Source organism: Pedobacter sp. KLB.chiD (assembly GCF_047040275.1).
In the GTDB taxonomy this organism is placed as follows: Bacteria; Bacteroidota; Bacteroidia; order Sphingobacteriales; family Sphingobacteriaceae; genus Pedobacter.
Genome location: NZ_CP178207.1, coordinates 634,246 through 659,400, shown reverse-complemented (window position 1 = coordinate 659,400; position 25,155 = coordinate 634,246). Strand labels below are relative to the sequence as shown.

Below are 25,155 nucleotides of genomic sequence, written 5' to 3'. Positions count from 1 at the left end.
AAATTTTGCCACGGAAGCACGCTATACTTTTGAAGGAATATTAGTAAAGTAAATTCAACATTATCCACCTCACCGTGGTATCTTCATTGCGAAAAGACTTTTTAAGCCGATAGCCAGTCCCGACTTTTCGGGGAAGCAATCTTAATTACCTGAATTCGATTAATAATGTGCTTTAATTTGGGCTATTTTGCACCTTGCATGAACGGTCGTCACCCTGAACTTCCGCCCGGCCAGGTCGGAAGGGTGTTTCAGGGTCTTATAGCAAGGAGGTTTAACAGGAAAGATCTGACCACGAAGTAGCTATAAGGCAATTGAAAACATCATATCTGCTTCTAAAATAAATTCAGCATGACGATCTCATTATTATAATTATCTAAAAATTAGCTGTGTACATTTAGCGAATAATCGATCTCAGGTTAACAGGAAAAATTACCAACTTGAAAGATTGCTTCGTCGGCTGAAAAAGCCTCCTCGCAATGTATTCTGCCAAGAGTTCGTTCTATTCTTTAAAAGAACCCAATCAAACAATTATCTCAGCTTTGGGTTAAAAAAGTATTAAAAGTCTTCTAACCATCAATTAATATTTTGTAATTTCCTACTTTTTAGATTACTTGCCGGCAAATGAATTTATTACTTGTAGAAGATGAACCAAGCGTTGTATCTGTAATTTCGAGAGGTTTAACAGACGAAGGATTTACCGTAAGTATATCCCCTGATGGCTTGATCGGGAAACAGATGGCTTTAGAAAATCAGTTCGATCTGATTATCCTTGATATTATGCTACCTGGAATAAATGGATTGGAACTCTGCAAAATCATTAAAGAACAGAAACCCAACACGCCTATTATTATGCTTACCGCATTGGGTACTACTGAAAATGTGGTAAACGGACTGGATAATGGTGCAGATGATTATTTAATCAAACCATTCAAATTTGCTGAACTTTTTGCGAGGATCAGAATGCTGCTGAGGCGATATCATGGCGCAGTTTCGCAAGATCAGATTATTGCTGTAGGTGATCTGCAGCTAAATTTGAGTGCGAAAACGGTTAAACGAAATCAACAGGAAATCGTACTCACCGCAACAGAATACCGGCTATTGGAGTACATGGCCAAAAACAAATCCAAAATTTTATCCCGGATAGATATTTTAGAAAACGTTTGGGATATCGATTTTAACCTAGGCACCAATGTAGTTGATGTTTATGTTAATTATCTGCGTAAAAAAATAGATAAAAATGCCGATCAGAAGCTTATCCATACAGCGGTAGGTTTAGGTTATATTTTAAAGGAAAAATAAATGGAGATCGCCAAGAAAATCACTTTACTCTTTGCCATTTTATCGGCAATTATTATTTCCTTGTTAAGTGGTTTTGTTTGGTATTTCTCGAACGAATTTGCCTTTGAAGATTTTTATAAACGTTTAGAAGCCAGGGTTAATATTGCTGCCCAGATTAAACTTTATGAAGACGACAACAATAAGGTTTATGCAAAAATGCGCAACAGATACCTGGAGCGCCTCCCTTCTGAAAAAGAATATATCATGCAAGCGGGGAAACCAACCAATAAACTAGACCGTGAATTGCCCGCAAGTTTTTATAATCGGATCCACGCGGGTTATGTAGCCCGCTACCGAACAGAGAATCACTTTTATGCCGGTAAATTCTTTAAAAATTCGAATGGAGGATACATTGTTATCGTTTCCGCAAATGATCCTGTTGGCTTCCGGGAATTAAAAGACCTGCAAAGAATTTTGATTATTGGTTTTTTTCTTTCTGTTATATTGTCATTTGTGGTGGGTTGGAAATTTTCCAATTATATGTTAATGCCCCTTCGAAACATCATTAAAAGCGTAAAAAGAATAAAGGCCGAAAATTTACATTTGAGGCTGGATGTCAAAAAAGGAAATGATGAAATGTCGCAATTGGCCCAAACCTTTAATAACATGCTCAACCGTTTGGAAACGGCTTTCGAAACACAGAATAACTTTATCAGCAATGCTTCACATGAGCTGAGAACACCTTTGACCATCATTAGCGGAGAGGTTGAACTGGCGATGAAAAACATAGCGGATACGGCCAAACAGGAAAAGGCATTATCAAAAATAAAAAATGAAGCAGAAAGGTTAGAACATATTTTAACCAGTTTATTGGGTTTGGCACAATCGGGTTTCAATGGAAAAAACCAGCCCTGGGAGGAAGTGCGAATGGACGAACTGTTATGGGAAATTAAAGAATCTGTAAACCAGGTTCATCCCAACAGTAAAATAGAGATCGATTTCAGTAAACTTCCCGATGATGATGAACTGCTTTCATTGCGGGTAAACAAAAATCTGATAAAACTGGCCATTAGCAACATTGTAAACAATGCCTGCAAATATTCCAATGAAAATTTGGTAAGCATTAGTATCGAAAGTAATACCAATGTACTTTCTATTTCGGTAACCGATCGGGGCATCGGTATCCCGCAAACCGATATCCAGCATATATTCGAGCCTTTCTACAGGGCATCAAACACCAATGATTTTAAAGGTTATGGCGTTGGTTTACCACTCTCTTTAAATATTATCCGTTTGCACAGGGGAAGCATTGCCATTAAATCGCAGGAAGGGGTTGGAACAGAAATTAAAGTTTTGTTACCGCTATCTGGTTAATTGTTTAAATCGTTTAAACTGGCTAACTTTAAATTAGTCTTAACAACAGAATAATTCTCAACAATATAACAAATGATCAAGCAGTTTAAATCATACCTTTGGCTTCGGTAAAGATGAACCAATGCCTAATGAACTGCTCAACTATTCTAAAAAGAAGTATATTCTAATCTCATTCTAATCTCACTCTTATTTCGCTATAATAACATCGGGCTAAACTTGTATAAATAATATTTCCATTCATTTAAACAAGATATCGCGATGAAAACAGTATTAGTTCCAACCGACTTTAAATTAGAAAGTATTAAAATTATTGATGCGCTGGTACAACATCAAAAAAATGGAATATTGAATATCATTTTTGTACACGCCTTTAAATTATCCGATTCCATAACTGATATGTTAATGTTGAGTCGCCGCAGCCGCGATTACGAAAATGTGAGCGATGAATTTTATCAGCAATTAGATCTGATCAAGGCAAAGTATCCTACCCGGATTAATACCATCGGGATTGAATATTTTTATGGAAGTACCGTAGCGGCTTTTAAAAATTTTATTGAAGCGTTTGATGTAACATGCATCGCCTATTTAGAGGGATATAACTTTACGCCAATCAACAAATATAGTATTGACCCTAAAATATTGACAGCCCGTGCAGGCTGTGAGGTAGTTCTATTAAACGCTTTGACCGTTCATGCCAATGAAAATCTGATCGATACCAAAATACCCGAAACGCAGCTGCACGAAGCAAATTCTTAATTACCAACCACTAAACTTTATATTATGCTATTACGAAATAATATTCCGCTCACTTATATATTCGGAAAGATCAAAAATGAGCTTCTGTTTGTTATCGGTTACTCTATAGGTATTGTGATACTGTACGAGAACCTTCACGTTACCCGCATTTCCATTCCCGTTGCAGTACCCGCTTTATTAGGAACAATCATTTCGCTTTTATTGGCATTTCGCTCTAATCAGGCTTACGACAGATGGTGGGAAGCAAGAATTCTATGGGGCGCCATTGTTAACGATTCAAGAACCTTGTCGCGACAGATCTTATCGTTTGTTGAAAATCCTTATGGATTAGATGAAATTGAGGAATTTAAGGCCCGATTTATTAAACGGCAGATTGCATGGTGTTATGCCCTAAGTCAAGCGCTGCGGGGTTTTAATCCCAGAAAAGGCTTAGAAGAATATCTTTCAGCCGAGGAATTCGATTTCATCAAGAAACGTAAGAATGTAACGGCTACCATTTTAGAGTTGCACGCCATGGATTTAAAAAAGGCCCTGCTGGAAGGTTGGATCAATAAATATCAACAGATAGAAATAGATAAAACCATAACCGGTTTATGTAACCATATGGGCGGGTCGGAAAGGATTAAAAACACCGTTTTTCCGGTAACCTATAGCAAGTATATCAACATGTCTATCCATTTATTCATTGTATTGTTGCCTTTCGGATTGCTCGAATACTTTGGTTACATGGAAGTTCCGTTAGTGGTGGCTATTGCAGCATTCTTTTTATTGGTAGAAAAAATGGCTGTTCATCTTCAGGATCCTTTTGAAAATAAGCCTACAGATACCCCAACCACAACCATCTGCAGAACCATTGAACGAGATCTTTGCCAGATGTTAGATGATAATAAAATTTATGAGGATAAACCTCAAACCGAATTGGCCCAAGTGGGATCCTATTACATTTTGTAATGCGTCCTTCATGGCCAAAAAATTAATCTCATTAAGAGATGGTTAGTTAAGCGCAATGATTCTTCTTTGGATAAAGAGCAACCATTGCAATAGTTGTATAATTACAAAAGCCATTCATTTTTTGAATGGCTTTGTTTTTATTGTGGATTTAGGTATTACCTGACACACCATTAATTGATAAGAAAAATTGCTGAAGTTTAAGCAGATATTATCTTACACTATGATGCCTTCAGCGTCAGTTGGGAATAAATGACGCCACCGATAATAACTGACACCCGCTAAAGAACAAAAACCCTCTTCAAGTTAAATAATTGAAGAGGGTTTGTATATCAAAGTTCCCGAAAGAAATTTAAGGGATTAAGCATCAATTTTTGCATATTTTGCATTACGCTCAATGAAATCTCTGCGTGGTGCAACCTCATCGCCCATTAACATGGAGAAGGTATGATCACATTCAGCTGCACTTTCTATGGTAGCCTGCATTAAGGTACGTGTAGCAGGATTTAACGTGGTATCCCAGAGTTGCTCTGCATTCATCTCTCCCAAACCTTTGTAACGTTGGATGTGTACACTATCTTCTTTACCTGCACCTTTTAAACGTTGAACAGCAGCATCGCGTTGTGCATCATTCCAGCAGTATTCAAATTCCTTACCTTTTTTAACCTGATAAAGTGGTGGGGACGCAATGTAAACATATCCTGCCTCGATTAAGGCACGCATATAACGGTAGAAGAATGTTAAAATCAAGGTGGTAATGTGCGAGCCGTCGATATCGGCATCCGTCATGATTACAATTTTGTGGTAACGGAGTTTGGTTAAATTTAAAGCCTTATTATCTTCCGGTGTACCAATACTTACCCCAATAGCAGTAAACATATTTTTGATCTCGTCATTTTCATAGATCTTATGCTCCATTGCTTTCTCCACATTCAAAATTTTACCTTTTAAGGGTAAAATTGCCTGAATGTTACGGTCACGGCCTTGTTTGGCGGTACCCCCCGCAGAATCCCCCTCAACCAGGAAAATCTCACATCTCTCCGGATCACTATCCGAGCAATCGGCTAATTTACCAGGTAAACCTGAACCACCCATTACACTTTTGCGTTGCACCATTTCGCGTGCTTTACGGGCTGCAGCACGTGCAGTGGCCGCTAAGATTACCTTATTGATAATCATTTTGGCTTCCTTAGGATTTTCTTCCAGATAATTACCCAAAGCCTCTCCTACCGCAACATCTACCGATCCCATTACCTCACTGTTTCCGAGTTTGGTTTTGGTCTGTCCTTCAAATTGTGGCTCCTGTACTTTTACCGAAACAACGGCAGTTAAACCTTCCCTAAAATCATCACCGGTGATTTCCATTTTTACGTTCTTCAATAAACCTTCCTTATCAGCATAGTTTTTTAAAGTACGGGTTAATCCCCTGCGGAAACCGGCAATATGTGTACCCCCCTCGTGGGTATTGATGTTATTCACGTAAGAGTGAACATTTTCTGCATAACTGTCATTATATTGGAAAGCCAGCTCAACCGGAATACCGTTCTTGATCCCCTCGATATAAATCGGCTCGGCCAAAATGGAAGTACGGGTGTCGTCCAAAAAGGCAACAAATTCCTTTAGCCCGCCTTCTGAATGGAATGTTTCTGAAAAGAAAGTGCCATCTTCCAGTTTTTCACGCTCATCAGTCAGCGTTAATCTAATCCCTTTATTTAAGAAAGCCAGCTCGCGCAAACGGCCGGCAAGGGTATCATATTTATACTCGGTAGTTTGCGTAAAAATGGTAGGATCGGGACTAAAAGTTACAATGGTACCACGTTTCTCGGTATCACCTACTTCCTTAACGTCATATAAAGGTTTACCGATGTTATATTCCTGCATCCAGATTTTACCTTCACGGTGAACCTCAGCTTTTAAATGTGTAGATAACGCGTTAACACAACTTACCCCCACACCATGCAAACCGCCTGATACTTTATAGGTATCTTTATCAAATTTACCACCTGCGTGTAAAACCGTCATTACGATTTCAAGCGCCGATTTATTTTCTTTTTTGTTAATCCCGGTCGGAATACCACGACCATTATCTTCAACCCTGATGGAGTTGCCTTCTAAAATGCGAACATCAATGGTATCTGCATGACCGGCTAAGGCCTCATCAATAGAGTTATCCACAACCTCATACACCAAATGGTGCAAACCTTTTACACCAGTATCACCTATATACATCGAAGGGCGCTTACGCACCGCTTCCAAACCTTCTAAAACCTGTATATTATCTGCCGAATAATTTGACTTTAAATCCTGTTCTTCGCTCATATTTTAATTAAAAACAATAAGTATCAAAAATACGCAAATTTTGCCAGTTAAACTAATATGTGGATAATTTTTGAGCCTTTAACAGATTGACGCAAAAGCCTCTTCCATGGAATAAAAAGGGGTTTGAAAAGCAAAACCTGCATTCCAATCCATGTCTCCTCCCGCTTTCCATTATAAGTCCCGCTGAAGAAGCGGGAGCTTTCCATTTCAATCGGGTTTAGAGGGCAAATTGGTAGTGCATTTTAATGGATTATCCACGAAACGTCCCCTAGGAACGAAAAAACATCCCATTTTTCGCTAATGGCATGCGTCGCTACGGGAGTTTTTTTCCAGAATAGCAAAAATTACCTCTCGCCTCCTTGAGGCTAGTCATTATAATAACGGTTTTTAATCACGGATAAGCACAGATTTTTTATCTGCATGAATCCTTTTTACATGTTGTTAAAAATGATGTTACCTGCGCCAATGACTTTAAAAACAATACCTGCCTGCGGTCCCGGTAGGGACGGTTTATAGGTGGTAGCCAATTATTAAATTGCGTTTTCGTTCCGTAGGAACGTTTGGTATAATAAATTTGGCCCCGGCGCCATGCAACTCCAAATAGTAGCATATTCCTCGCCATCTAAACCTGATGGAAGCGGGCATGTAATAAAGCGGACAGCAGGGCGACCAACCGTTTGGAATAGAGGCATTGCTTTTCAAATCTCCACTATCAGATTGAGCCGTTAGCGCTAAGTTAAGGGTAAATGAAACGCATTACGCAATTCGCCAAACGCGAAATCATCCTTCTATCACAATAGGCTTTTCTTTAAATTGCATATCAAAACTAATTTATATAAGTTTGCTAAAATTTATTAAACAAGAATGGAAAGAAGAACCTTTAAAACCTTTGGTTTACTTGCAACAGCAACTTTGATCACTGCTTTCTCTGCATGTCAGAACAAAGACACTAAAACTACTGAAACTAAAAAAACAGAGGGTACTACTGCACCGGTTTCTCCAACAGAGAAAATTGTGTATGTAAACTCCGACTCGTTACTTACAAAATATGAATACTTCAAAGATCTTAAAGTGAAATTTGAAGGCAAAACCAAAAATGCACAGGCTGATATTCAGGCTAAAGGTCAGGCTTTTCAAAGAGAGGTAGCACAGTACCAGCAATCGGCACAAACTTTATCGGCCGATCAACGTAAAAGTACTGAAGAGCGTTTAGCACGTAAACAACAAGAGTTACAAACTTATCAGCAAAATGCTGGTGGTGCTTTACAGAATGAGCAAGCTGCTGAAAATGAAAAACTTTATGATAAAGTAGCTGATTACCTGAAAGGTTATGCAAAAGAAAAAGGTTATAAAATGGTTTTAACTTACTCAAAAGGTAACAGTGCCATTTTATTTGCCGATGAAAGTTTGGATGTAACTTCAGAAGTAATTAAAGGCTTAAACGCTGAATACAGCAAGAAATAAATTAAAGATGTTGTAATGTTGATGCCCCGAAAAAATCGGGGCATTTTTTTTGTACTAAGCTTTTAAATCAAGGCAGGCAAGCCATTAAACTAAACACAGCAAACATGGAAAAACAACATCAGGAATATATGCAAATGGCCATCGACCTATCAGTAAAAAATGTAAGCGAGTGCATTGGCGGACCATTTGGCGCGGTAGTAGTAAAAAACGGTAAACTGATTGCCAAATCGGCTAATAAAGTTACTTTAACAAACGATCCGACGGCACACGCCGAGGTTTCGGCCATCAGACTGGCTTGTACCGAATTAAATACTTTTGATTTAAGTGGTTGTGTGATTTATACCAGCTGCGAACCATGCCCTATGTGTTTAGGTGCCATTTACTGGGCAAAAATTGATACCATTTATTATGCCAATACCAAAGTTGATGCCGAGTATATTGGTTTTAGTGATAAGTTTATTTATGAAGAATTGGATAAACCTATGGAGAAAAGAAGCCTTCCGGTGATTCAATTGATGCGGGATGAAGCGCTGGCGGCTTTTAAGCTATGGGAAACTTCGGCAATGCGGGTAGATTATTAAAGGGAGAAAGGTGCCGGTAGCTCAGCACCTTGTTGGCAATAAAATCGGTTAGCACTTTCTTTAAACCGGTGTGATGCCTTTTAAAATCAGCTTTCAATAAATCGGTGGTCTTTACCCTCTTGAATTAACTTTTCTTCCTCTGTATAGGCCTTGGCATTTTGGCCATCTTTGATCAGATAGCTAAATTAATTTTTAAGGAATAATTTTTGCAGGATTAACCGCATGACCTACGAACAAAAAATAAGGAGCGAACTGGATTTCTGGAAGTTCAAAACTTTACAGAAGCCTTCTCTTTTAAATAAGGTGACGGATAAAGTTCAAAAGAAAATAAACAGTTATATACCTGACAAAGTCCATGACGCCATAACCTCAGCCATAAAACAAATGGTGAAGGCTGTATTATTTGGTTCTACCTTTACCACTTCAAAACCCACTGCCGATTTAACTTTGATGCACCGGGAAGCCTTAATTAAGCAAAAAATTGAAAATTACAAAACAACCGGAGCTGCCGAAGGTGGAATTACCGGTGCAGGTGGTTTTTTAATGAGTCTTGCTGATTTTCCCTTACTACTGGGCATAAAAATGAAAATGCTTTTTGATATCGCCGCCATTTACGGATATGACGTTAAAGATTATCGCGAACGCTTATTTATTTTACACATTTTTCAACTGGCTTTTTCGAGCAAGGAAGAAAGTCAGAATGTATTTTTCAAAATGCAGAACTGGGATAACAAAGCCCATCAATTACCGGCCAATATTGACGAATTTGACTGGCTCACTTTCCAGCAGCAGTATCGCGATTACATTGATTTGGCAAAACTTGCACAGATGCTGCCATTTGTGGGGGCAGCAGTGGGTGCCATTGCCAATTACAAATTAATTGAGAAATTGGGTAAAACAGCCATGATGAGTTATAGAATGAGGCATTTCAGTTTGCAGTACGCAATTGCGAGTTCACAGGAAACTGAAAACCGTAAACTGAAAACTGGCAACTAATCTTCCTCAAACATTCCACCCAACAAGTCATCAGTTTCGCGACGGTCTTTTTTCGTTGGACGCCCTGTTCCCCTATCCCGCTTCAAACCTGGCGCATGGAACATCGATTTAAAAGCATGTGTTTCTTCAACAGGAGTTAAATCGTTATACTTGGTTAAAGCCGTTGGAGAATCTGTTCTGTTATACGAAAGTTCAACTACCTCGATAATTTTTTTCTCAATGCCTTTTGATACCTGGTAAACATCGCCAACTTTCACAATAGCAGAAGGTTTAATATTCTGGCCATTAAGCTTTACCCTACCCGCTTTACATGCATCAGTCGCCAGGCTCCTGGTTTTAAACAGCCTGATTGCCCATAAATATTTATCTATCCGAAGTTTTTCTGTCTCTGTCATAAAGTTTCAAAAGTAAAGAATTGTTAAATTGTTTTATTGCTTTATTGTTAAATCATTCTCATCATTTAAACCCGTTAGGCCCGCAATCTGAACAATCGAACAATTCAGCAATCTTTTACACTAACCATCTAAAAACAATTTATACAATAAACCCTTTAATAAGCAAAAATTGATTTATTTTGCGTAAAATTAAAAAACATCATGTATTCAGATTTAAAGAAATTAATTGAAGCCGCTTGGGAAGATAGAACACTTTTACAATATAGCAACTATTGCGAAGCCATCGAAACCGTAATCCTGGGTTTGGATAAAGGCGAAATCCGTGTAGCTGAACCAGTTTTAAACTCTTGGGGCATTAATGAATGGGTAAAAAAGGCAGTAATTTTATATTTCCCGATCCGTGAGATGAAGGAGATTAAAAGTGGTCCATTTGTTTACCATGATAAAATGGAATTAAAAACCGATTACAAAACAACTGGCGTACGTGTAGTGCCTATGGCAAGCGCGCGTTATGGTTCATTTTTGGCAAAAGGTGTAATCATGATGCCATCGTATGTAAACATTGGCGCTTATGTTGATGAAGGTACCATGGTTGATACCTGGGCTACGGTTGGTTCTTGTGCTCAAATTGGTAAACGTGTTCACTTAAGTGGTGGTGTAGGTATTGGTGGTGTTTTAGAGCCTGTACAAGCTGCTCCGGTTATCATCGAAGATGATGCTTTTTTAGGTTCAAGAGCAATTGTTGTAGAAGGCGTTAAAGTAGAAAAAGAGGCAGTTCTCGGTGCCAATGTAGTGCTAACAGCATCAACCAAAATCATTGATGTTACCGGCCCAACTCCTGTAGAATATAAAGGTATTGTTCCGGCTCGTTCGGTTGTAATACCAGGAAGTTATACTAAAAAATTCTCTGCGGGCGAATATCAGGTTCCTTGCGCTTTAATTATTGGTAAACGTAAAGAAAGTACAGATAAGAAAACCTCACTTAACGATGCGTTGAGAGAAAATAATGTGGCGGTTTAAGCTGAAAGCAAAAAGGTGAAAGCTGAAAGCGAAAATAAAAATCAAAAGGCCGATAGTACTGAACTTGATCAATCAAGCTTTGGTCTTTCGGCTTTAAATTTTAAGCTTAAAATAGGGTTTGACGGTAAGCGTGCTGCCAATAACTTAACCGGACTTGGTAATTACAGCCGTTCTTTAATTGAGCATCTGGCGGATCAGTTTCCTGAACACGAGTATTTGATTTATGCACCAAAAGTAAAATCCGCCAGACAGATAGATGCTTTTTTTGAAAAGGAAAACATCAAATTAAGGCTTCCTAAAAGCGGGCCTTTTTTATGGAGGACGTTAAATATTCTAAAAGATTTAACCCAAGACGAATGCCAGATTTTTCATGGCCTTAGTCATGAAATTCCGTTAGCCATACAACATACCAGAATTAAATCAATTGTAACCATACATGATTTAATTTTCCTTCGCTATCCAAAGTATTATAAATTTATCGACCGGAAATTATATGAATGGAAAAGTAAATCGGCTTGCAAACGTGCCAATAAAATTATCGCCATCAGCGAAAAAACAAAGGAAGATATTATCGATCTGTACGGGATTAACCCTGAAAAGATTGAAGTAATATACCAGAGCTGTGATGATAGTTTTAAAACAGCGTTTCCAAAAGAAAAATTAAGCAAGATTAAGGCAACCTATAAACTACCTGATAAATATCTGCTGAATGTTGGCACCATTGAAGAGCGTAAAAATCTAAAACTGGTTGTCCAGGCTTTAAAAGAAGTAAGCAAAGAATACAAATTGGTGGTGATAGGTAAGCAAACTGCTTATTTTAAAACTGTAGAAAAGGAAATCGAAAAGCTTGGTCTTAAAAACAGGATCCTATTTTTAGAAAATATTCCTTTTACCGATTTGCCTGGCATTTACCAAATGGCCAGTGTTTTTGTTTATCCGTCTTTCTATGAGGGCTTCGGAATCCCGATTATTGAGGCATTATATTCAGGAATTCCGGTCGTTGCGGCAACAGGCTCGTGCTTAGAAGAAGCCGGCGGCCCAGACAGTTTGTATGTTTCGCCAAACGATACCCTGGGATTAGCCAACGCTGTTAATCAAATTGTGGAAAGCCCTTTACTTCAAAAAGAAATGAAGGAAAAAGGGCTGCAATTTGTCCAAAAATTCAATAGTTCTGTAGTTACACAGCAACTGATGAATTGTTATCTATCTCTATAAGGCTATTCCGTAACGTGCCCATATTTCCTTGATACAGCGCATGGCGAACCCATAATTTCAGAGTGAATTGAAAAAAATGGCTTTTTATATTTGAAAAGCAAGGATTCTGCTAATATAAATGTTAGCCCTGTCAATGCTATAAGTCCTCATCCGATGAAGAATCGGATTACGGGCTTTCCGCAAATGTCAGGTTTAAGCTGGCATTGACTGTACAAAAAAAGGCTGGAATTATTTAAAATTCAACAGCCCTCTTGCAAATTTAATTTCTCCTGCTTATTTGGCGGTGACACCATTTGATGGATATTGCGCCAATATTTCTTTTACACCGGTATACAAACGTTGTTCCCTTTTATTGAAGTTATCGAGGTTAAAACCTGATCCCTGTCCGTGCCAGAATAAAATCTTTTTAGCCGGATCCAGGAAGTCGATAATGATGGTACCATCAATATACTGGTTCACGAAGGTTCCGCCGCCGCCCCAGAAAGGATTTCCCCAGCCGCCACGCCAGCCCCATCCCCAGCCACCGTAATAACCTGGGCCATAGATATCGGTTTTTTCACGGGCAACCACTACCAAGTTAACCAACATATCCGGGCGATCTGATTTGGTAAAGCCTTTCGCATTCATTTCAGCTTCAACCGCAGCCATTAACCTGCGCTTGTCTAAATTGTTGAGCTTTATCCTTGCGATACCTTTATCGTAAAAATTGTAAGTTTTATAACTGCTTAAATCAACATCTTTATCATAGTCTGATGCGGTGCGGAGTGTTGTACATCCTGCTAATGCCAATACCACTGTAAAAAGCATTAATAATTTTTGTGCTGTTCTCATTTTGTGCGTTGTTGTCTAAATAACCTGACATAAATATAACGATCTTGCAAACCAAATGGTAAATCATTTAACATTTTTTTACAATCAGATTGTTATCTATAAAACGATTTCTATCTGATTATGTTTTGACGTTATATCACTCAGACTAAATATTTTACAATTGGATTAATTGTTGAATAATCAAGAAAAAATCTTCCTGTTTTAAATATATTTTATATAATAACCAGTTATTAGAAATTAATCTATTGCCTCAAAACGTAACAACCAGTTGAAATAAAATATATACAGATGCTAAAATTCTTTTTTAGGTACATTACTGAACTTAAGCTTTATCAATTAACTTTGCAAAATGCTAAAAGATGAGATTAACAAAGCATTAGAAGTATTAAAATCGGGCGGGGTGATCCTCTATCCTACCGATACCATTTGGGGAATAGGTTGCGATGCAACGAATCCGGAAGCAGTAGATAAAGTACTTAAAATAAAAAACCGTCCCGCCGAAAAGAGCTTAATTGTTTTATTGGACGTAGACAACAAACTGCAAAGTTATGTTGCCGAAATACCCGACGTGGCTTACGATCTGATCGAATACGCAGAAAACCCACTCACCATTGTTTTTTCAAATGCTAAAAACCTGGCTCCAAATGTAATCAATACTGATGGTAGTGTAGGTATCCGGATTGTTAAACACGATTTTTGCACGCCTTTGATCCAACGTTTCAGAAAACCTATCGTTTCTACCTCTGCAAATTTAAGCGGACAACCATCGCCAAAATTCTTTGATGATATCGATCCTGAAATTATCAACGCTGTTGATTATGTAATAGATTTTGAACAGGAAAGTCGAACCAGCAAAAAACCATCAACTATTATGAAACTTTCCCCAGGCGGACAGTTTGAATTTATTCGAAAGTAAAACTCAATACCTAAAGGGGCTTTGAATCTTCTATAGTCTTTACCGATCAAATGTTTTGCTTAATTTTGAACAATTAAACTACCCTTACATATGCAGTCTGATTTAAACGAGGGGAACCCCAAGTCCCTTTTAGGGGATTTAGGGGTACACCTACAACATCCAATATTTAAAACCTTATCACAAATTGCCGATAAGCATAAAACAGAAGCATATGTAATCGGAGGATTTGTTCGCGATTTATTTTTAAATCGTCCTTCAAAAGATATTGATGTTGTTGTTGTAGGCAGCGGCATAGCCTATGCTGAAGCCGTGGGCAGAAAACTGAACACCAAGGTGGCTGTTTTTAAAAATTTCGGCACGGCAAATATCAAATTTCAGGATTTGGAAATTGAGTTTGTTGGTGCCCGGAAAGAATCCTATCGCTCTGATTCGCGTAAACCCATTGTGGAAGACGGTACTTTAGCAGACGACCAGCTCCGCAGGGATTTTACCATCAACGCTTTAGCAATCCATTTAAATGCCAATCGTTTTGGTGAATTACTGGACCCCTTTAACGGGGTCAAAGATCTCGAAAATAAGCTGATCCGTACACCGCTCGATCCGGAAATTACCTTTTCTGATGATCCTTTACGCATGATGCGGGCCATCCGCTTTGCTTCACAACTTAATTTTGATATTGATGAGGCCGCACTTCAGGCCATAAAAACACAAAAACAGCGTATCAGCATTGTATCAAAGGAGCGGATTACTGATGAGATGAATAAAATTATCCTCTCGAAAAAACCATCTATTGGCTTTAAATACCTTTTTGATACGGGATTGTTACATATCATTTTCCCTCAGATGGCACAGCTGTATGGCGTGGAAATTATTAAAGGCAAAGGACACAAAGATAATTTCTATCATACGCTGGAAGTATTGGATAACATCTGTGCGGATACCGACGACTTATGGTTGCGTTGGGCGGCTATTTTACATGATATTGCCAAACCGGCTACCAAACGTTTTGAAGAGGGTCACGGCTGGACATTCCACGGCCATGAAGACAGGGGTGCCAGAATGGTTCCAAAAATATTTGCACAGTTAAAACTCCCTTTAAACGAAAAAATGAAGTATGTACAAAAATTAGTGCAGCTTCACCTGCGTCCGATTGTGCTGGCACAGGAAACAGTTACAGATTCTGCCGTAAGGCGATTACTTTTTGATGCCGGTGAAGAAATTGAAAGCCTGATGTTGCTCTGCAATGCCGATGTAACGACCAAAAACGAATACAAGAAAACGAAATACCGGAATAACTTTGAACTGGTAAAGCAAAAGTTAAAAGATGTTGAAGAACGGGATAAAATCAGAAACTGGCAACCTCCCATTACCGGCAACGATATTATGGAAACTTTTGGCCTCGATGCGGGGAGGGAAGTAGGGTTAATTAAAAATGCCATTCGTGAGGCCATACTGGAGGGTGAGATCACAAACGATTATCAGGAAGCCTTTAATTTTATGCTTAATCAGGCAAAACAAATGGGATTATATCCTGTTAATAAATAATTTGATTGCCGTAACAATGTAAATACGGTGTCTTTTATGGCACATCGTGTTTGCGGTAATTACAAATTAACTTTATTTTTACGATTCCAAAATAAAATAATGGCCATTTATAAATTTAGAATTACTTTTGAAGATTTTGATGATGTTGTGAGAGAGATCGACATTAAATCAAACCAAACATTTGAAGATCTGCATAAAGCTATCCACAGATCGACGGGTTATAATGTCGAGAAACCTTCATCTTTTTATGTAAGTACCGATAATTGGTTAAAAGGCGATGAAATTGCTTATTTACCGAACGAACGTAAAAAAGACCGTGTAGTTTTAATGGAAAATTCCAAACTGAGCGGTTTTATTGAAGATCCACATCAAAAGTTTTACTATATCTATAATTTCGATCGTCCTTATGATTTCCATGTAGAACTGGTCAAAATCATACTTGATGCCGATCCTAACATTGAATACCCGTTTTTAGCCAAAAGTATTGGTGAAGCACCAAAAATAATGGAGCAGAATAGTCCACAAGCGGTTGACCCGAGAGGGGCAGCGGCGGCCAGTGAATTTGATTTCCTGAATGAAATGAACTTTATACCTGAAGACACCGACGAACTGGAGGCCATGGGCGAGATGGGTATAAACGAGGAAGAGCGGGATGATGAAGATGAAGAAAATGAAGAAGACGAATTCGGAGATGAATTTTCTGATGACGATCATTTCGAAGATGATAGTCACAAAGATGATTATTAATCTTATTTATCTTCATGCTGATCCGATAGCTATCGGATTTATTCCAGCATCCACTTAACAAATTATAAAAAACTTAAGTCAGGTATAAAGCATATCTGACTTTTTCTTTTACAATAATGATGGCATCAGTTAAATCATCTTCAGAAAAAAAGAAAACCATGATATCCATTGTTGGCCCTACTGCCATTGGCAAAACAGCCTTGGCTATTCAACTGGCTCAACATTTTGGAACAGAAATTATTTCTGCTGATTCACGACAGTTTTTTAAGGAAATGGCAATAGGTACCGCAAAACCTAGTACAGCAGAATTGGCAACCGCTAAGCATCATTTTATTGATTCGCACACTATAACGGAATTGTTCAGCACAGGCGATTTTGAGATAGAAGGATTAAAAAAACTGGAAGAAGTTTTCCAAAACCATGATCAGTCTATTATGGTCGGGGGTTCTGGATTATATGTAAATGCTTTGATAAACGGTTTAGATGAAATGCCCGATGTCGATTTATCGATCAGGGAAAAATTAAATAAACAGCTTGAAGATGAAGGTTTGGCTGTTATCCAAAATCAACTGGCTGAATTAGACCCAGAATATTTTGAAAGGGTAGATCAACAAAATCCTCAAAGAATGATCAGGGGTCTGGAAGTTTTTTTATCCACCGGACAAAAACTTTCTTCTATGCTGTCGGCCACTAAAAAAGATCGACCTTTTAATATCATCAAAATCGGGTTAAATACCGATCGGGCTGTTCTTTATAATAGAATTAACAGCAGAGTGGATCAGATGATGGCTGATGGCTTATTGGACGAAGTAAAATCGCTCCTCCCCTTCAGAAAATACAATGCGCTAAATACGGTAGGCTATAGTGAACTTTTTGATTACCTGGACGGAAAACATTCTCTTGAAGATGCCATTGCTGCCATTAAACAGAATACCCGCCGCTTTGCCAAGCGTCAGCTTACCTGGTTTAGGAGAGATGAGGAAATCAACTGGTTTGAGCCCGATCAAAGCACAGAAATTATCGATTTTATTGAGCGTAAAATAACCGAAAAATAAAAAAGGGGAGCATAAAATACTCCCCTTTTTCATGAATTCTTAAATCTTATTTCGCATCAGGAAATTTCACTCCTCTATATTGTGTAATGTCGACTGTAGGAATAGCAGAGCCGTATTTAGAATTAATAGCATCGATAAATACATTCGCAATTACTGCGTTTCCTCTCGGCGTTAAATGAATCCCATCTAAAGAGAAAGCACCACCTGAAATAAATGCAGCATTAATGCCGATACCTTGTACCATTAATCCAGTTTTTACCTGGTTAAAATAAGCATAAGTATCTGCTATCGCTAAACCCTTGCTGGTTGCAATAGATTTTATGCTGCTATTGTAGCTGTTTACATAATCTTTGACCTTAATCACCTCATCTTTATCCAGTACCCAATTGTTTGCAATTGGGTTTAATGGATGTAAACCATAAGGAATAGTTCCCTGACCAAATAAACCAGCTGATTGAAACGGTAAACGGATTAAATCTTCATCCGTTGCTGCCCTTACTGTACCGGTACCGGTTTGAATAAATACGGCCTGAGCAGCAGGATTAGCGGCCTTTGCAGCAGCAAGTAGTAAAGAAGGCTTAACGGTATTGAAGTAAGGAATAGCCGTAACATCAGGAATAGTGGCTACAATACCTTTTTGACCGCCAGCAGTTAAGGCATTTAATAAATTAGCATACAAGGAAGAAAAGGTTACTTTATCTGTTAATACAGTGGTCGGATCACCTGCTACAGTTACCGCACCATTTAAAGCATAACCTAACACATCATTATTTCCCAACCAGATAGAGAAAAAGGTATGGTTTCTTCCCTGGATATATTGAAAATAATTGGTTTTGCCCACTTGCGCATCGGTTAATAAACGCTCAAAAAACGGATTAGCTGCACTAAAAGTAAATGTTGGATCGAAAGATAAATCGACACGCATACCCGGGATACCCAAATTTTGGATTTCTCCACTGTATTTATCCAAATGTTTTGCGGCATCTCTATAAGCTAATTTATCTGTTACCTGAGTTAATGTTGGCGAACCGTTAACCAATGCAGACAATGACAAATAACCTGAGCCATTTAAACGATCTTCATTAAAGAACGGAGAAGCAAAGGCTCCTCCTCCTACTGAAGACATCTTCGCAGCAATTAAATTTGGATATGCCACTTTCTGGCCTTCTAAGTATAAACCACCATCAGCATAACCTGATGTTAATGAATTACCCACAGCAATGTACTTGCTGAAATTCGCTTGCCCTGCTGTTGTCCCCGCAGGTGTTTCAATTTCTGGTTTGCAGGCTGCCGTGAAAAGAATGGCAGCAGCAATGAAACTATTTAATATATATTTTTTCATCTTAAATTCTCCTACCATTTATAAGTTAATGAAATACCTGGTGCATAAACCAAAGTTTTAAAAGTACCATCCAGGCCGGTTTCTATATTTTTTTGCTTGCGAGATTTAACATCTTCAAAAAAGAATGATGCATTAACCTCGAAATGGCGGGTAGGCGTATAACCTAAACCGGCGCTTAAAATATAACGATCGGCATCCGGTGCTTCAGGTGTTACATAACCATCCTGTACCGGCGAAAGCGCATAGCCCACGCCAGCCCTTAAGGCCAGTTTTTCTGATGCCTGGTGATTAATACCTAGTTTAAAAGACGATCCATCACGGTAATTACGTGCAGACTTTGTATCGGCCAACGCTGGAGTATTGGTCGCATAATCAAATGATAAATCCTGGTAGATATGCCATTGTACCCAACTGGCATCAAATGCCAATGTAGTACTTTGCGATAATGGGATGCCTACACCTAAACTCGTTGTCGCAGGTAAAGGTAATTCTGAACTGAATGTATTTCCTGCAGGGAAAGAAGACCTTAATGAACTTGGCACATCAAACTCTGCAGTACCATTATCTAACTTCGTAATTACTTTAGATTTATGAACGAGCGCAAATGAAATATTGCTCAGGGTTTTAATATATAAGCCTGCATTCCAACCATAACCTTTTCCGGTTCCTTCCAAAGTAGCATGTCCAGAGCGCCCATCAGGATAATTTACCGGTAGCGCCCTTTGAAGATTTACATCACCATGATTGTACACAAAACCGGCTCCAATACCAATACGATCGGTAATTTTAATACTTAAGGTAGGTTGGAAATAAATAGCCTTTAAATTTAATGAGGTTAATGCATATCTGCCAGACCAATCATTTCCCCAATCAACCAAACCGCCGAATGGCGTATAAACACCTAAGCCTAGCTTCCATTTATTTGATTTGGGACCCCAAACCGCATAAAATTCGAAAGGAGGAGCAATTTTATTTTTTACATTCTCCGTAACGTTAGAACCTGTTTGCTTAAAGGCTGATTTAAATAATAATGGGTTTACACCTGCTGAGACTGAGTTTTTCTCTAAGAAAGATACTGCACCGGGATTGTAAAATACAGAAGCTTCATCTAAAGCCAGCGCAGAACCCGCACCTGCCATACCAATTTGCTTCTGACCTTGTAAATTAACCTGGAAACCCTGCCCCAAAACCCAAAGTGGAGCAGAAAGTAATACGCTCAATAAAATTTTTTTCATCTATAAATGGTTATATCACAAATATATACTATGCCAACATAACAAACAAGCTTTTGCTCATAAGAATTTTATGCATTTAGGCTTGAGCAGTCGGTCCACCAAAACCCATCGGAAATGGTGGTTCTTCCTGCGTTTTGATACGTCCGTTTACAGCTTCGAATTTTTGTATGTTATCATCCAATGCTGATAATAAACGTTTTGCATGTTCCGGAGTTAAAATAATTCTTGACTTTACCTTCGCTTTCGGTATACCAGGCATTACGCGGATAAAATCCAATACAAATTCGGTATTGGAATGGGTAATAATAGCCAGATTAGAAAAAATTCCCTCAGCAATTTCTTCTGATAATTCTATGTTTAATTGATTTTCGTTTTGTTGTTCTTCCATAATGGTTCAAAAATAAAAAATTCCGCTGCTTAATGGCGGAATTTAATATATAATATTTAGGAAAATCCTTTAAACTCCTAACCTTCTATTTTTTTAGATAAGTTAATATTATACCAACCGTAACTGCAATCTGGCCGATCCAGAAAATAAACATCCACTTAATAATTTCAGCTTTGGTATTGGCCAATGCCTCCTTTGTATTGGCAATATCTTCTTTTGTAGCCAAAATCTCTTTTTTGTTATCCAATTCAGTTCTTACTTCTTCCTTGACAAAAGAGACCAACTGCTCTGCCTCCTGCTCGCCAAGCTTAGCTTTTAAAATCTGAAAGAGTTGGATTTCTGTAACACTCATGACTGCAAATTTAAATTAAAAATACAAAATGTATGCCATATAAAAAAGCCCCGGCAAATGCCGGGGCTTAAAATTACTGTCAGATTAAAACCTAAGCTTCTACTTCTTCTTGTTTCGAAGCCAATAATTTATCGTATTCTTCTTGCGAACCTACGATGATACGCTCGTAACCACGTACACCAGTACCTGAAGGGATTAAGTGACCTACAATCACATTCTCTTTCAAACCTAACATATTATCGCGTTTACCTGCAATCGCTGCCTCATTTAGTACCTTCGTAGTTTCCTGGAACGAAGCCGCAGAAATGAACGATTTAGTACCTAACGATGCACGGGTAATACCTTGTAAAATAGAACTTGCCGTTGCTGGTCTTGCATCTCTAACCGTGATCTGTTTTAAATCTTTACGTTTTAATTGAGAATTTTCGTCTCTTAATTTACGTAATGATACAATCTGACCTGGTTTGAATTCAGTCGAATCGCCTGCATCTTCAACAACTTTTTTGTCGTACATGGCATCGTTTTCTTCTGAGAAGTCCCAACGGTCTACTGCATTGTTTTCCAAGAAAATAGTATCTCCCGGATCTTCAATGTGAACTTTCTGCATCATCTGGTGAACAATAACCTCGAAGTGTTTATCGTTAATTTTCACACCTTGTAAACGGTAAACCTCTTGGATACCATTCACTAAGTATTCCTGAACTGCAGCAGGTCCTTTAATGGCAAGGATATCAGCAGGAGAAATTGAACCATCAGATAATGGCATACCCGCTTTCACAAAGTCGTTGTCCTGTACAAGGATGTGTTTAGACAATGGAACAAGATATTTTTTAACTTCACCATCTTTTGATTCGATTGTAATCTCACGGTTACCACGTTTAACGCCACCTAAAGTTACCACACCATCAATTTCAGTTACTACAGCTGGATTAGATGGGTTACGGGCTTCAAATAATTCCGTTACACGAGGTAAACCACCCGTAATATCTCGGGTTTTACCAGTTGCACGCGGGATTTTAGCAATAATCTGACCAGTTTGGATTGCTTCGCCTTCATCAACTGAAACGTGCGCACCTACCGGAATGTTATAACCTTTGATAAACTCACCTTTCTTGTCAACGATTTGAATGGAAGGGTTTTTCGTTTTATCACGGGTATCGATAATTACTTTTTCGCGGTGACCAGTTTGCTCATCAGATTCTTCACGGTAAGTTACACCATCGATAATGGCATCGAATTGTGCTTTACCGGCAAATTCTGAAAGAATAACCGCATTGTACGGATCCCATGAACAAATTTTATCGCCTTTAGTTACTTTATCGCCCTCTTTAACAAATAAGAAAGCACCGTAAGGAATGTTATTGGTTACGATAACTCTACCACTTCCCGGCTCAACAATTCTAAACTCACCCGAACGGCCTAATACCACCTGAACGGTTCCTTCTTCTGTTTGTGTGTCAACAGTACGGATATTTTCGAATTCGATTACACCATCAAACTTAGCTACGATATTAGATTCTGCCGCGATGTTTGATGCAGTACCACCCACGTGGAAAGTACGAAGGGTTAACTGTGTACCCGGCTCTCCGATTGATTGTGCCGCAATTACACCAACTGCCTCACCTCTTTGAACGCGTTTACCAGATGCCAGGTTACGTCCATAACATAATGCACAAACACCACGTTTAGACTCGCAGGTTAATACCGAACGGATTTCGATACCTTCAAGCGGCGACTCTTCGATCGCTTTAGCTACATCCTCATCAATATCCTGGCCAGCAGCTACCAATAATTCGCCATTTAAAGGATTGTACACATCATGTAATGATGTACGACCTAAAATACGCTCATATAATGGTTCAACAATATCTTCATTATCTTTTAATGCGGTTGTGTACATACCTCTTAACGTACCACAATCGTCATCGTTAACAATCATATCCTGTGCCACATCATGTAAACGACGGGTTAAGTAACCTGCATCCGCCGTTTTTAACGCCGTATCTGCCAAACCTTTACGGGCACCGTGAGTAGAGATAAAGTACTCTAATACGGATAAACCTTCTTTAAAATTTGATAAGATCGGGTTTTCAATGATATCGCCACCTGAACCTGATTTTTGAGGTTTCGCCATCAAACCACGCATTCCGCAAAGCTGACGAATCTGCTCTTTAGATCCACGTGCACCAGAATCAAGCATCATGTAAACAGAGTTAAAACCCTGGTTATCTGAAGATAACTGAGTCATAACAAAAGTAGTTAACCTGTTGTTGATACGGGTCCAGATATCGATAATCTGGTTGTAACGCTCGTTGTTGGTAATGAAACCCATATTATAGTTGTTTCTTACCTCTTCAACCTCAGCAGCAGCCTGTTCTAATAAAGTATGTTTCTCTACCGGAATGTTTACGTCCTGTAAGTTGAACGATAAACCTCCCTGGAACGCCATTTTGAAACCTAACTCTTTGATATCATCCAAGAATTGAGAAGCACGGGCCATACCGGTCATTTTCACTACTTCACCAATAATATCTCTTAAAGATTTTTTGGTTAATAATTCATTGATATAACCAACCTCTTCAGGCACCATCTGGTTGAACAATACCCTACCTACAGTAGTTTCAGTTAATTTATTAACGATAGAACCATCAGCTTGTTTAACATTTACCCTTACTTTGATAAACGCGTGCAAGTCTAATTCTTTCTCGTTATAAGCGATAATAACTTCTTCCGGAGAATAGAAAGCAGAATCCTGTCCTTTAACCACTCTGGTTTCATCTGTTCTACGGCCTTTAGTAATATAATAAAGACCCAAAACCATATCCTGTGATGGTACTGTAATAGGTGTACCGTTAGCAGGGTTTAAGATGTTGTGAGCAGCCAACATTAATACCTGAGCTTCCAAAATTGCTGCGTTACCTAATGGTAAATGCACAGCCATCTGGTCACCGTCGAAATCGGCGTTGAATGCAGTACAAACCAATGGGTGTAACTGGATCGCTTTTCCTTCAATTAATTTTGGCTGGAAAGCCTGAATACCTAGTCTATGTAGCGTAGGTGCACGGTTTAATAATACCGGGTGACCTTTTAATACATTTTCTAAAATATCCCAAACCAATGGATCTTTTCTATCAACGATTTTCTTGGCAGATTTAACTGTTTTTACCACACCACGCTCAATCATCTTACGGATAATGAACGGTTTGTAAAGCTCAGCAGCCATATCTTTAGGAATACCGCACTCGTGCAATTTAAGGCTTGGCCCTACAACAATTACCGAACGAGCTGAATAATCCACACGTTTACCTAATAAGTTCTGACGGAAACGACCTTGTTTACCTTTCAGGATATCTGAAAGTGATTTCAAAGCACGGTTACCTTCAGTTTTAACCGCGTTAACTTTACGTGAGTTATCGAATAACGAATCTACAGCTTCCTGTAACATCCGTTTTTCATTACGTAAAATTACCTCTGGCGCTTTAATCTCGATCAAACGTTTTAAACGGTTGTTACGGATGATTACGCGACGGTATAAATCATTTAAATCTGAAGTAGCGAAACGGCCACCTTCTAATGGAACCAACGGACGTAATTCTGGTGGAATAACCGGAACGATTTTAACAATCATCCACTCAGGGCGATTCTCGATACGTGTATTGGCACCACGGAAAGCTTCTACAACCTGAAGACGTTTTAAAGCCTCATTTTTACGTTGCTGAGAAGTTTCGTTAGCAGCCTGGTGACGTAAGTCATATGATAAAGTATCTAAATCAATACGTTTTAATAAATCTTCTAATGCTTCAGCACCCATTTTGGCGATGAATTTATTAGGATCTTTATCATCTAAATATTGGTTTTCTTTAGGTAATTTATCCAAGATATCTAAATATTCCTCTTCAGTTAAGAAGTCCATATAGTTGATACCTTCTTCAGCCATTAAGCCTGACTGGATAACTACGTAACGCTCGTAATAGATAATTAAATCTAATTTTTTAGTAGGTAAACCTAATAAATAACCGATTTTGTTTGGTAAAGAACGGAAATACCAGATGTGCGCAACAGGAACCACCAAAGCGATGTGTCCCATACGCTCACGACGTACTTTCTTTTCAGTTACTTCCACACCACAACGATCACAAACGATACCCTTGTAACGGATACGTTTGTATTTACCGCAATGACATTCGTAATCTTTTACCGGACCAAAAATACGCTCACAGAACAAACCATCACGCTCAGGTTTGTAAGTACGGTAGTTAATGGTTTCTGGTTTCAACACCTCACCGCTTGAACGTTCCAAAATAATTTCCGGAGATGATAAGCTAATCGTGATGGATGTGAAATTGCTTTTTAATTTATTATCCTTTTTGTAAGACATACTTATGTAAGGTTAAAGGC

Annotated in this window: 21 protein-coding genes; 13 read left to right on the top strand and 8 right to left on the bottom strand. The window is 38.6% G+C overall.

The annotated features are described in order from the left end of the window. The first annotated feature begins 621 nt into the window (after positions 1-621). The 4 genes from ACK1I8_RS02800 to ACK1I8_RS02785 all read left to right on the top strand — a co-directional run bounded on the left by ACK1I8_RS02800 (position 622) and on the right by ACK1I8_RS02785 (position 4,359). Positions 622-1,299 (top strand): response regulator transcription factor, encoded by a 678-nt coding sequence (locus ACK1I8_RS02800; RefSeq protein WP_412467830.1) that lies wholly within the window; start codon positions 622-624, stop codon positions 1,297-1,299. After that, on the top strand, positions 1,300-2,652 hold the full coding sequence (locus ACK1I8_RS02795; RefSeq protein ID WP_412467829.1) for an ATP-binding protein: 1,353 nt from the start codon (positions 1,300-1,302) through the stop codon (positions 2,650-2,652). 258 nt (positions 2,653-2,910) lie between these two features. Then, on the top strand, positions 2,911-3,408 hold the full coding sequence (locus ACK1I8_RS02790; RefSeq protein ID WP_412467828.1) for a hypothetical protein: 498 nt from the start codon (positions 2,911-2,913) through the stop codon (positions 3,406-3,408). A 24-nt stretch (positions 3,409-3,432) separates the two neighbouring features. Then, the gene (locus ACK1I8_RS02785) at positions 3,433-4,359 is read left to right on the top strand and encodes a bestrophin family protein (protein WP_412467827.1); all 927 of its coding nucleotides are present in this window, start codon (positions 3,433-3,435) and stop codon (positions 4,357-4,359) included. A gap of 357 nt (positions 4,360-4,716) precedes the next feature. On the opposite strand, the gene gyrB is transcribed toward ACK1I8_RS02785, so the two are convergent. After that, complete coding sequence (gyrB, locus tag ACK1I8_RS02780) at positions 4,717-6,675, bottom strand: DNA topoisomerase (ATP-hydrolyzing) subunit B (protein WP_412467826.1); 1,959 nt, start codon at positions 6,673-6,675, stop codon at positions 4,717-4,719. 864 nt (positions 6,676-7,539) lie between these two features. On the opposite strand from gyrB, the gene ACK1I8_RS02775 reads away from it, so the two are divergent. From ACK1I8_RS02775 to ACK1I8_RS02765, 3 genes are all read left to right on the top strand, one after another. Continuing rightward, the gene (locus ACK1I8_RS02775; protein WP_412467825.1) at positions 7,540-8,139 is read left to right on the top strand and encodes an OmpH family outer membrane protein; all 600 of its coding nucleotides are present in this window, start codon (positions 7,540-7,542) and stop codon (positions 8,137-8,139) included. Positions 8,140-8,243: 104 nt separating this feature from the next. Beyond that, entirely contained in the window at positions 8,244-8,720 is a 477-nt protein-coding gene (locus tag ACK1I8_RS02770; protein ID WP_412467824.1) for a nucleoside deaminase, read from the top strand. Between the two features lie 222 nt (positions 8,721-8,942). After that, the gene (locus ACK1I8_RS02765; RefSeq protein WP_412467823.1) at positions 8,943-9,716 is read left to right on the top strand and encodes an EcsC family protein; all 774 of its coding nucleotides are present in this window, start codon (positions 8,943-8,945) and stop codon (positions 9,714-9,716) included. On the opposite strand, the gene ACK1I8_RS02760 is transcribed toward ACK1I8_RS02765, so the two are convergent. Beyond that, a complete protein-coding gene (locus ACK1I8_RS02760) occupies positions 9,713-10,111 on the bottom strand; it encodes an RNA-binding S4 domain-containing protein (protein ID WP_412467822.1) in 399 nt (132 codons plus the stop codon). The genes ACK1I8_RS02765 and ACK1I8_RS02760 overlap by 4 nt on opposite strands. Positions 10,112-10,312: 201 nt before the next feature. Between ACK1I8_RS02760 and ACK1I8_RS02755 the strand changes: the two genes are divergently transcribed. After that, entirely contained in the window at positions 10,313-11,131 is an 819-nt protein-coding gene (locus ACK1I8_RS02755; RefSeq protein ID WP_412467821.1) for a 2,3,4,5-tetrahydropyridine-2,6-dicarboxylate N-succinyltransferase, read from the top strand. A gap of 15 nt (positions 11,132-11,146) precedes the next feature. Next, positions 11,147-12,346, top strand: coding sequence for a glycosyltransferase family 4 protein (locus ACK1I8_RS02750; RefSeq protein WP_412467820.1), 1,200 nt, complete (start codon positions 11,147-11,149; stop codon positions 12,344-12,346). 273 nt (positions 12,347-12,619) lie between these two features. Here ACK1I8_RS02750 and ACK1I8_RS02745 read toward each other — a convergent pair whose 3' ends face one another. Continuing rightward, positions 12,620-13,177 carry a DUF4136 domain-containing protein gene (locus ACK1I8_RS02745; RefSeq protein WP_412467819.1) on the bottom strand — a complete coding sequence of 186 codons (558 nt, stop codon included), beginning with the start codon at positions 13,175-13,177 and terminating at the stop codon, positions 12,620-12,622. Between the two features lie 349 nt (positions 13,178-13,526). Between ACK1I8_RS02745 and ACK1I8_RS02740 the strand changes: the two genes are divergently transcribed. From ACK1I8_RS02740 to miaA, 4 genes are all read left to right on the top strand, one after another. Next, positions 13,527-14,093 (top strand): L-threonylcarbamoyladenylate synthase, encoded by a 567-nt coding sequence (locus ACK1I8_RS02740; RefSeq protein ID WP_412467818.1) that lies wholly within the window; start codon positions 13,527-13,529, stop codon positions 14,091-14,093. A gap of 90 nt (positions 14,094-14,183) precedes the next feature. Continuing rightward, positions 14,184-15,638 (top strand): CCA tRNA nucleotidyltransferase, encoded by a 1,455-nt coding sequence (locus tag ACK1I8_RS02735; protein WP_412467817.1) that lies wholly within the window; start codon positions 14,184-14,186, stop codon positions 15,636-15,638. 99 nt (positions 15,639-15,737) lie between these two features. Beyond that, entirely contained in the window at positions 15,738-16,385 is a 648-nt protein-coding gene (locus ACK1I8_RS02730) for an IS1096 element passenger TnpR family protein (protein WP_412467816.1), read from the top strand. A gap of 116 nt (positions 16,386-16,501) precedes the next feature. After that, positions 16,502-17,440 (top strand): tRNA (adenosine(37)-N6)-dimethylallyltransferase MiaA, encoded by a 939-nt coding sequence (gene miaA, locus ACK1I8_RS02725; RefSeq protein WP_412467815.1) that lies wholly within the window; start codon positions 16,502-16,504, stop codon positions 17,438-17,440. A 46-nt stretch (positions 17,441-17,486) separates the two neighbouring features. Here miaA and ACK1I8_RS02720 read toward each other — a convergent pair whose 3' ends face one another. The 5 genes from ACK1I8_RS02720 to rpoC all read right to left on the bottom strand — a co-directional run bounded on the left by ACK1I8_RS02720 (position 17,487) and on the right by rpoC (position 25,135). Beyond that, entirely contained in the window at positions 17,487-18,782 is a 1,296-nt protein-coding gene (locus ACK1I8_RS02720; RefSeq protein WP_412467814.1) for an SGNH/GDSL hydrolase family protein, read from the bottom strand. An 11-nt stretch (positions 18,783-18,793) separates the two neighbouring features. Beyond that, the gene (locus tag ACK1I8_RS02715; protein WP_412467813.1) at positions 18,794-20,017 is read right to left on the bottom strand and encodes an OmpP1/FadL family transporter; all 1,224 of its coding nucleotides are present in this window, start codon (positions 20,015-20,017) and stop codon (positions 18,794-18,796) included. A gap of 76 nt (positions 20,018-20,093) precedes the next feature. Then, complete coding sequence (locus ACK1I8_RS02710; RefSeq protein WP_412467812.1) at positions 20,094-20,405, bottom strand: DUF3467 domain-containing protein; 312 nt, start codon at positions 20,403-20,405, stop codon at positions 20,094-20,096. 85 nt (positions 20,406-20,490) lie between these two features. Then, positions 20,491-20,757 carry a hypothetical protein gene (locus tag ACK1I8_RS02705; RefSeq protein ID WP_412467811.1) on the bottom strand — a complete coding sequence of 89 codons (267 nt, stop codon included), beginning with the start codon at positions 20,755-20,757 and terminating at the stop codon, positions 20,491-20,493. Between the two features lie 91 nt (positions 20,758-20,848). Then, a complete protein-coding gene (gene rpoC, locus ACK1I8_RS02700; RefSeq protein WP_412467810.1) occupies positions 20,849-25,135 on the bottom strand; it encodes a DNA-directed RNA polymerase subunit beta' in 4,287 nt (1,428 codons plus the stop codon). Between the last annotated feature and the right edge of the window lie 20 nt (positions 25,136-25,155).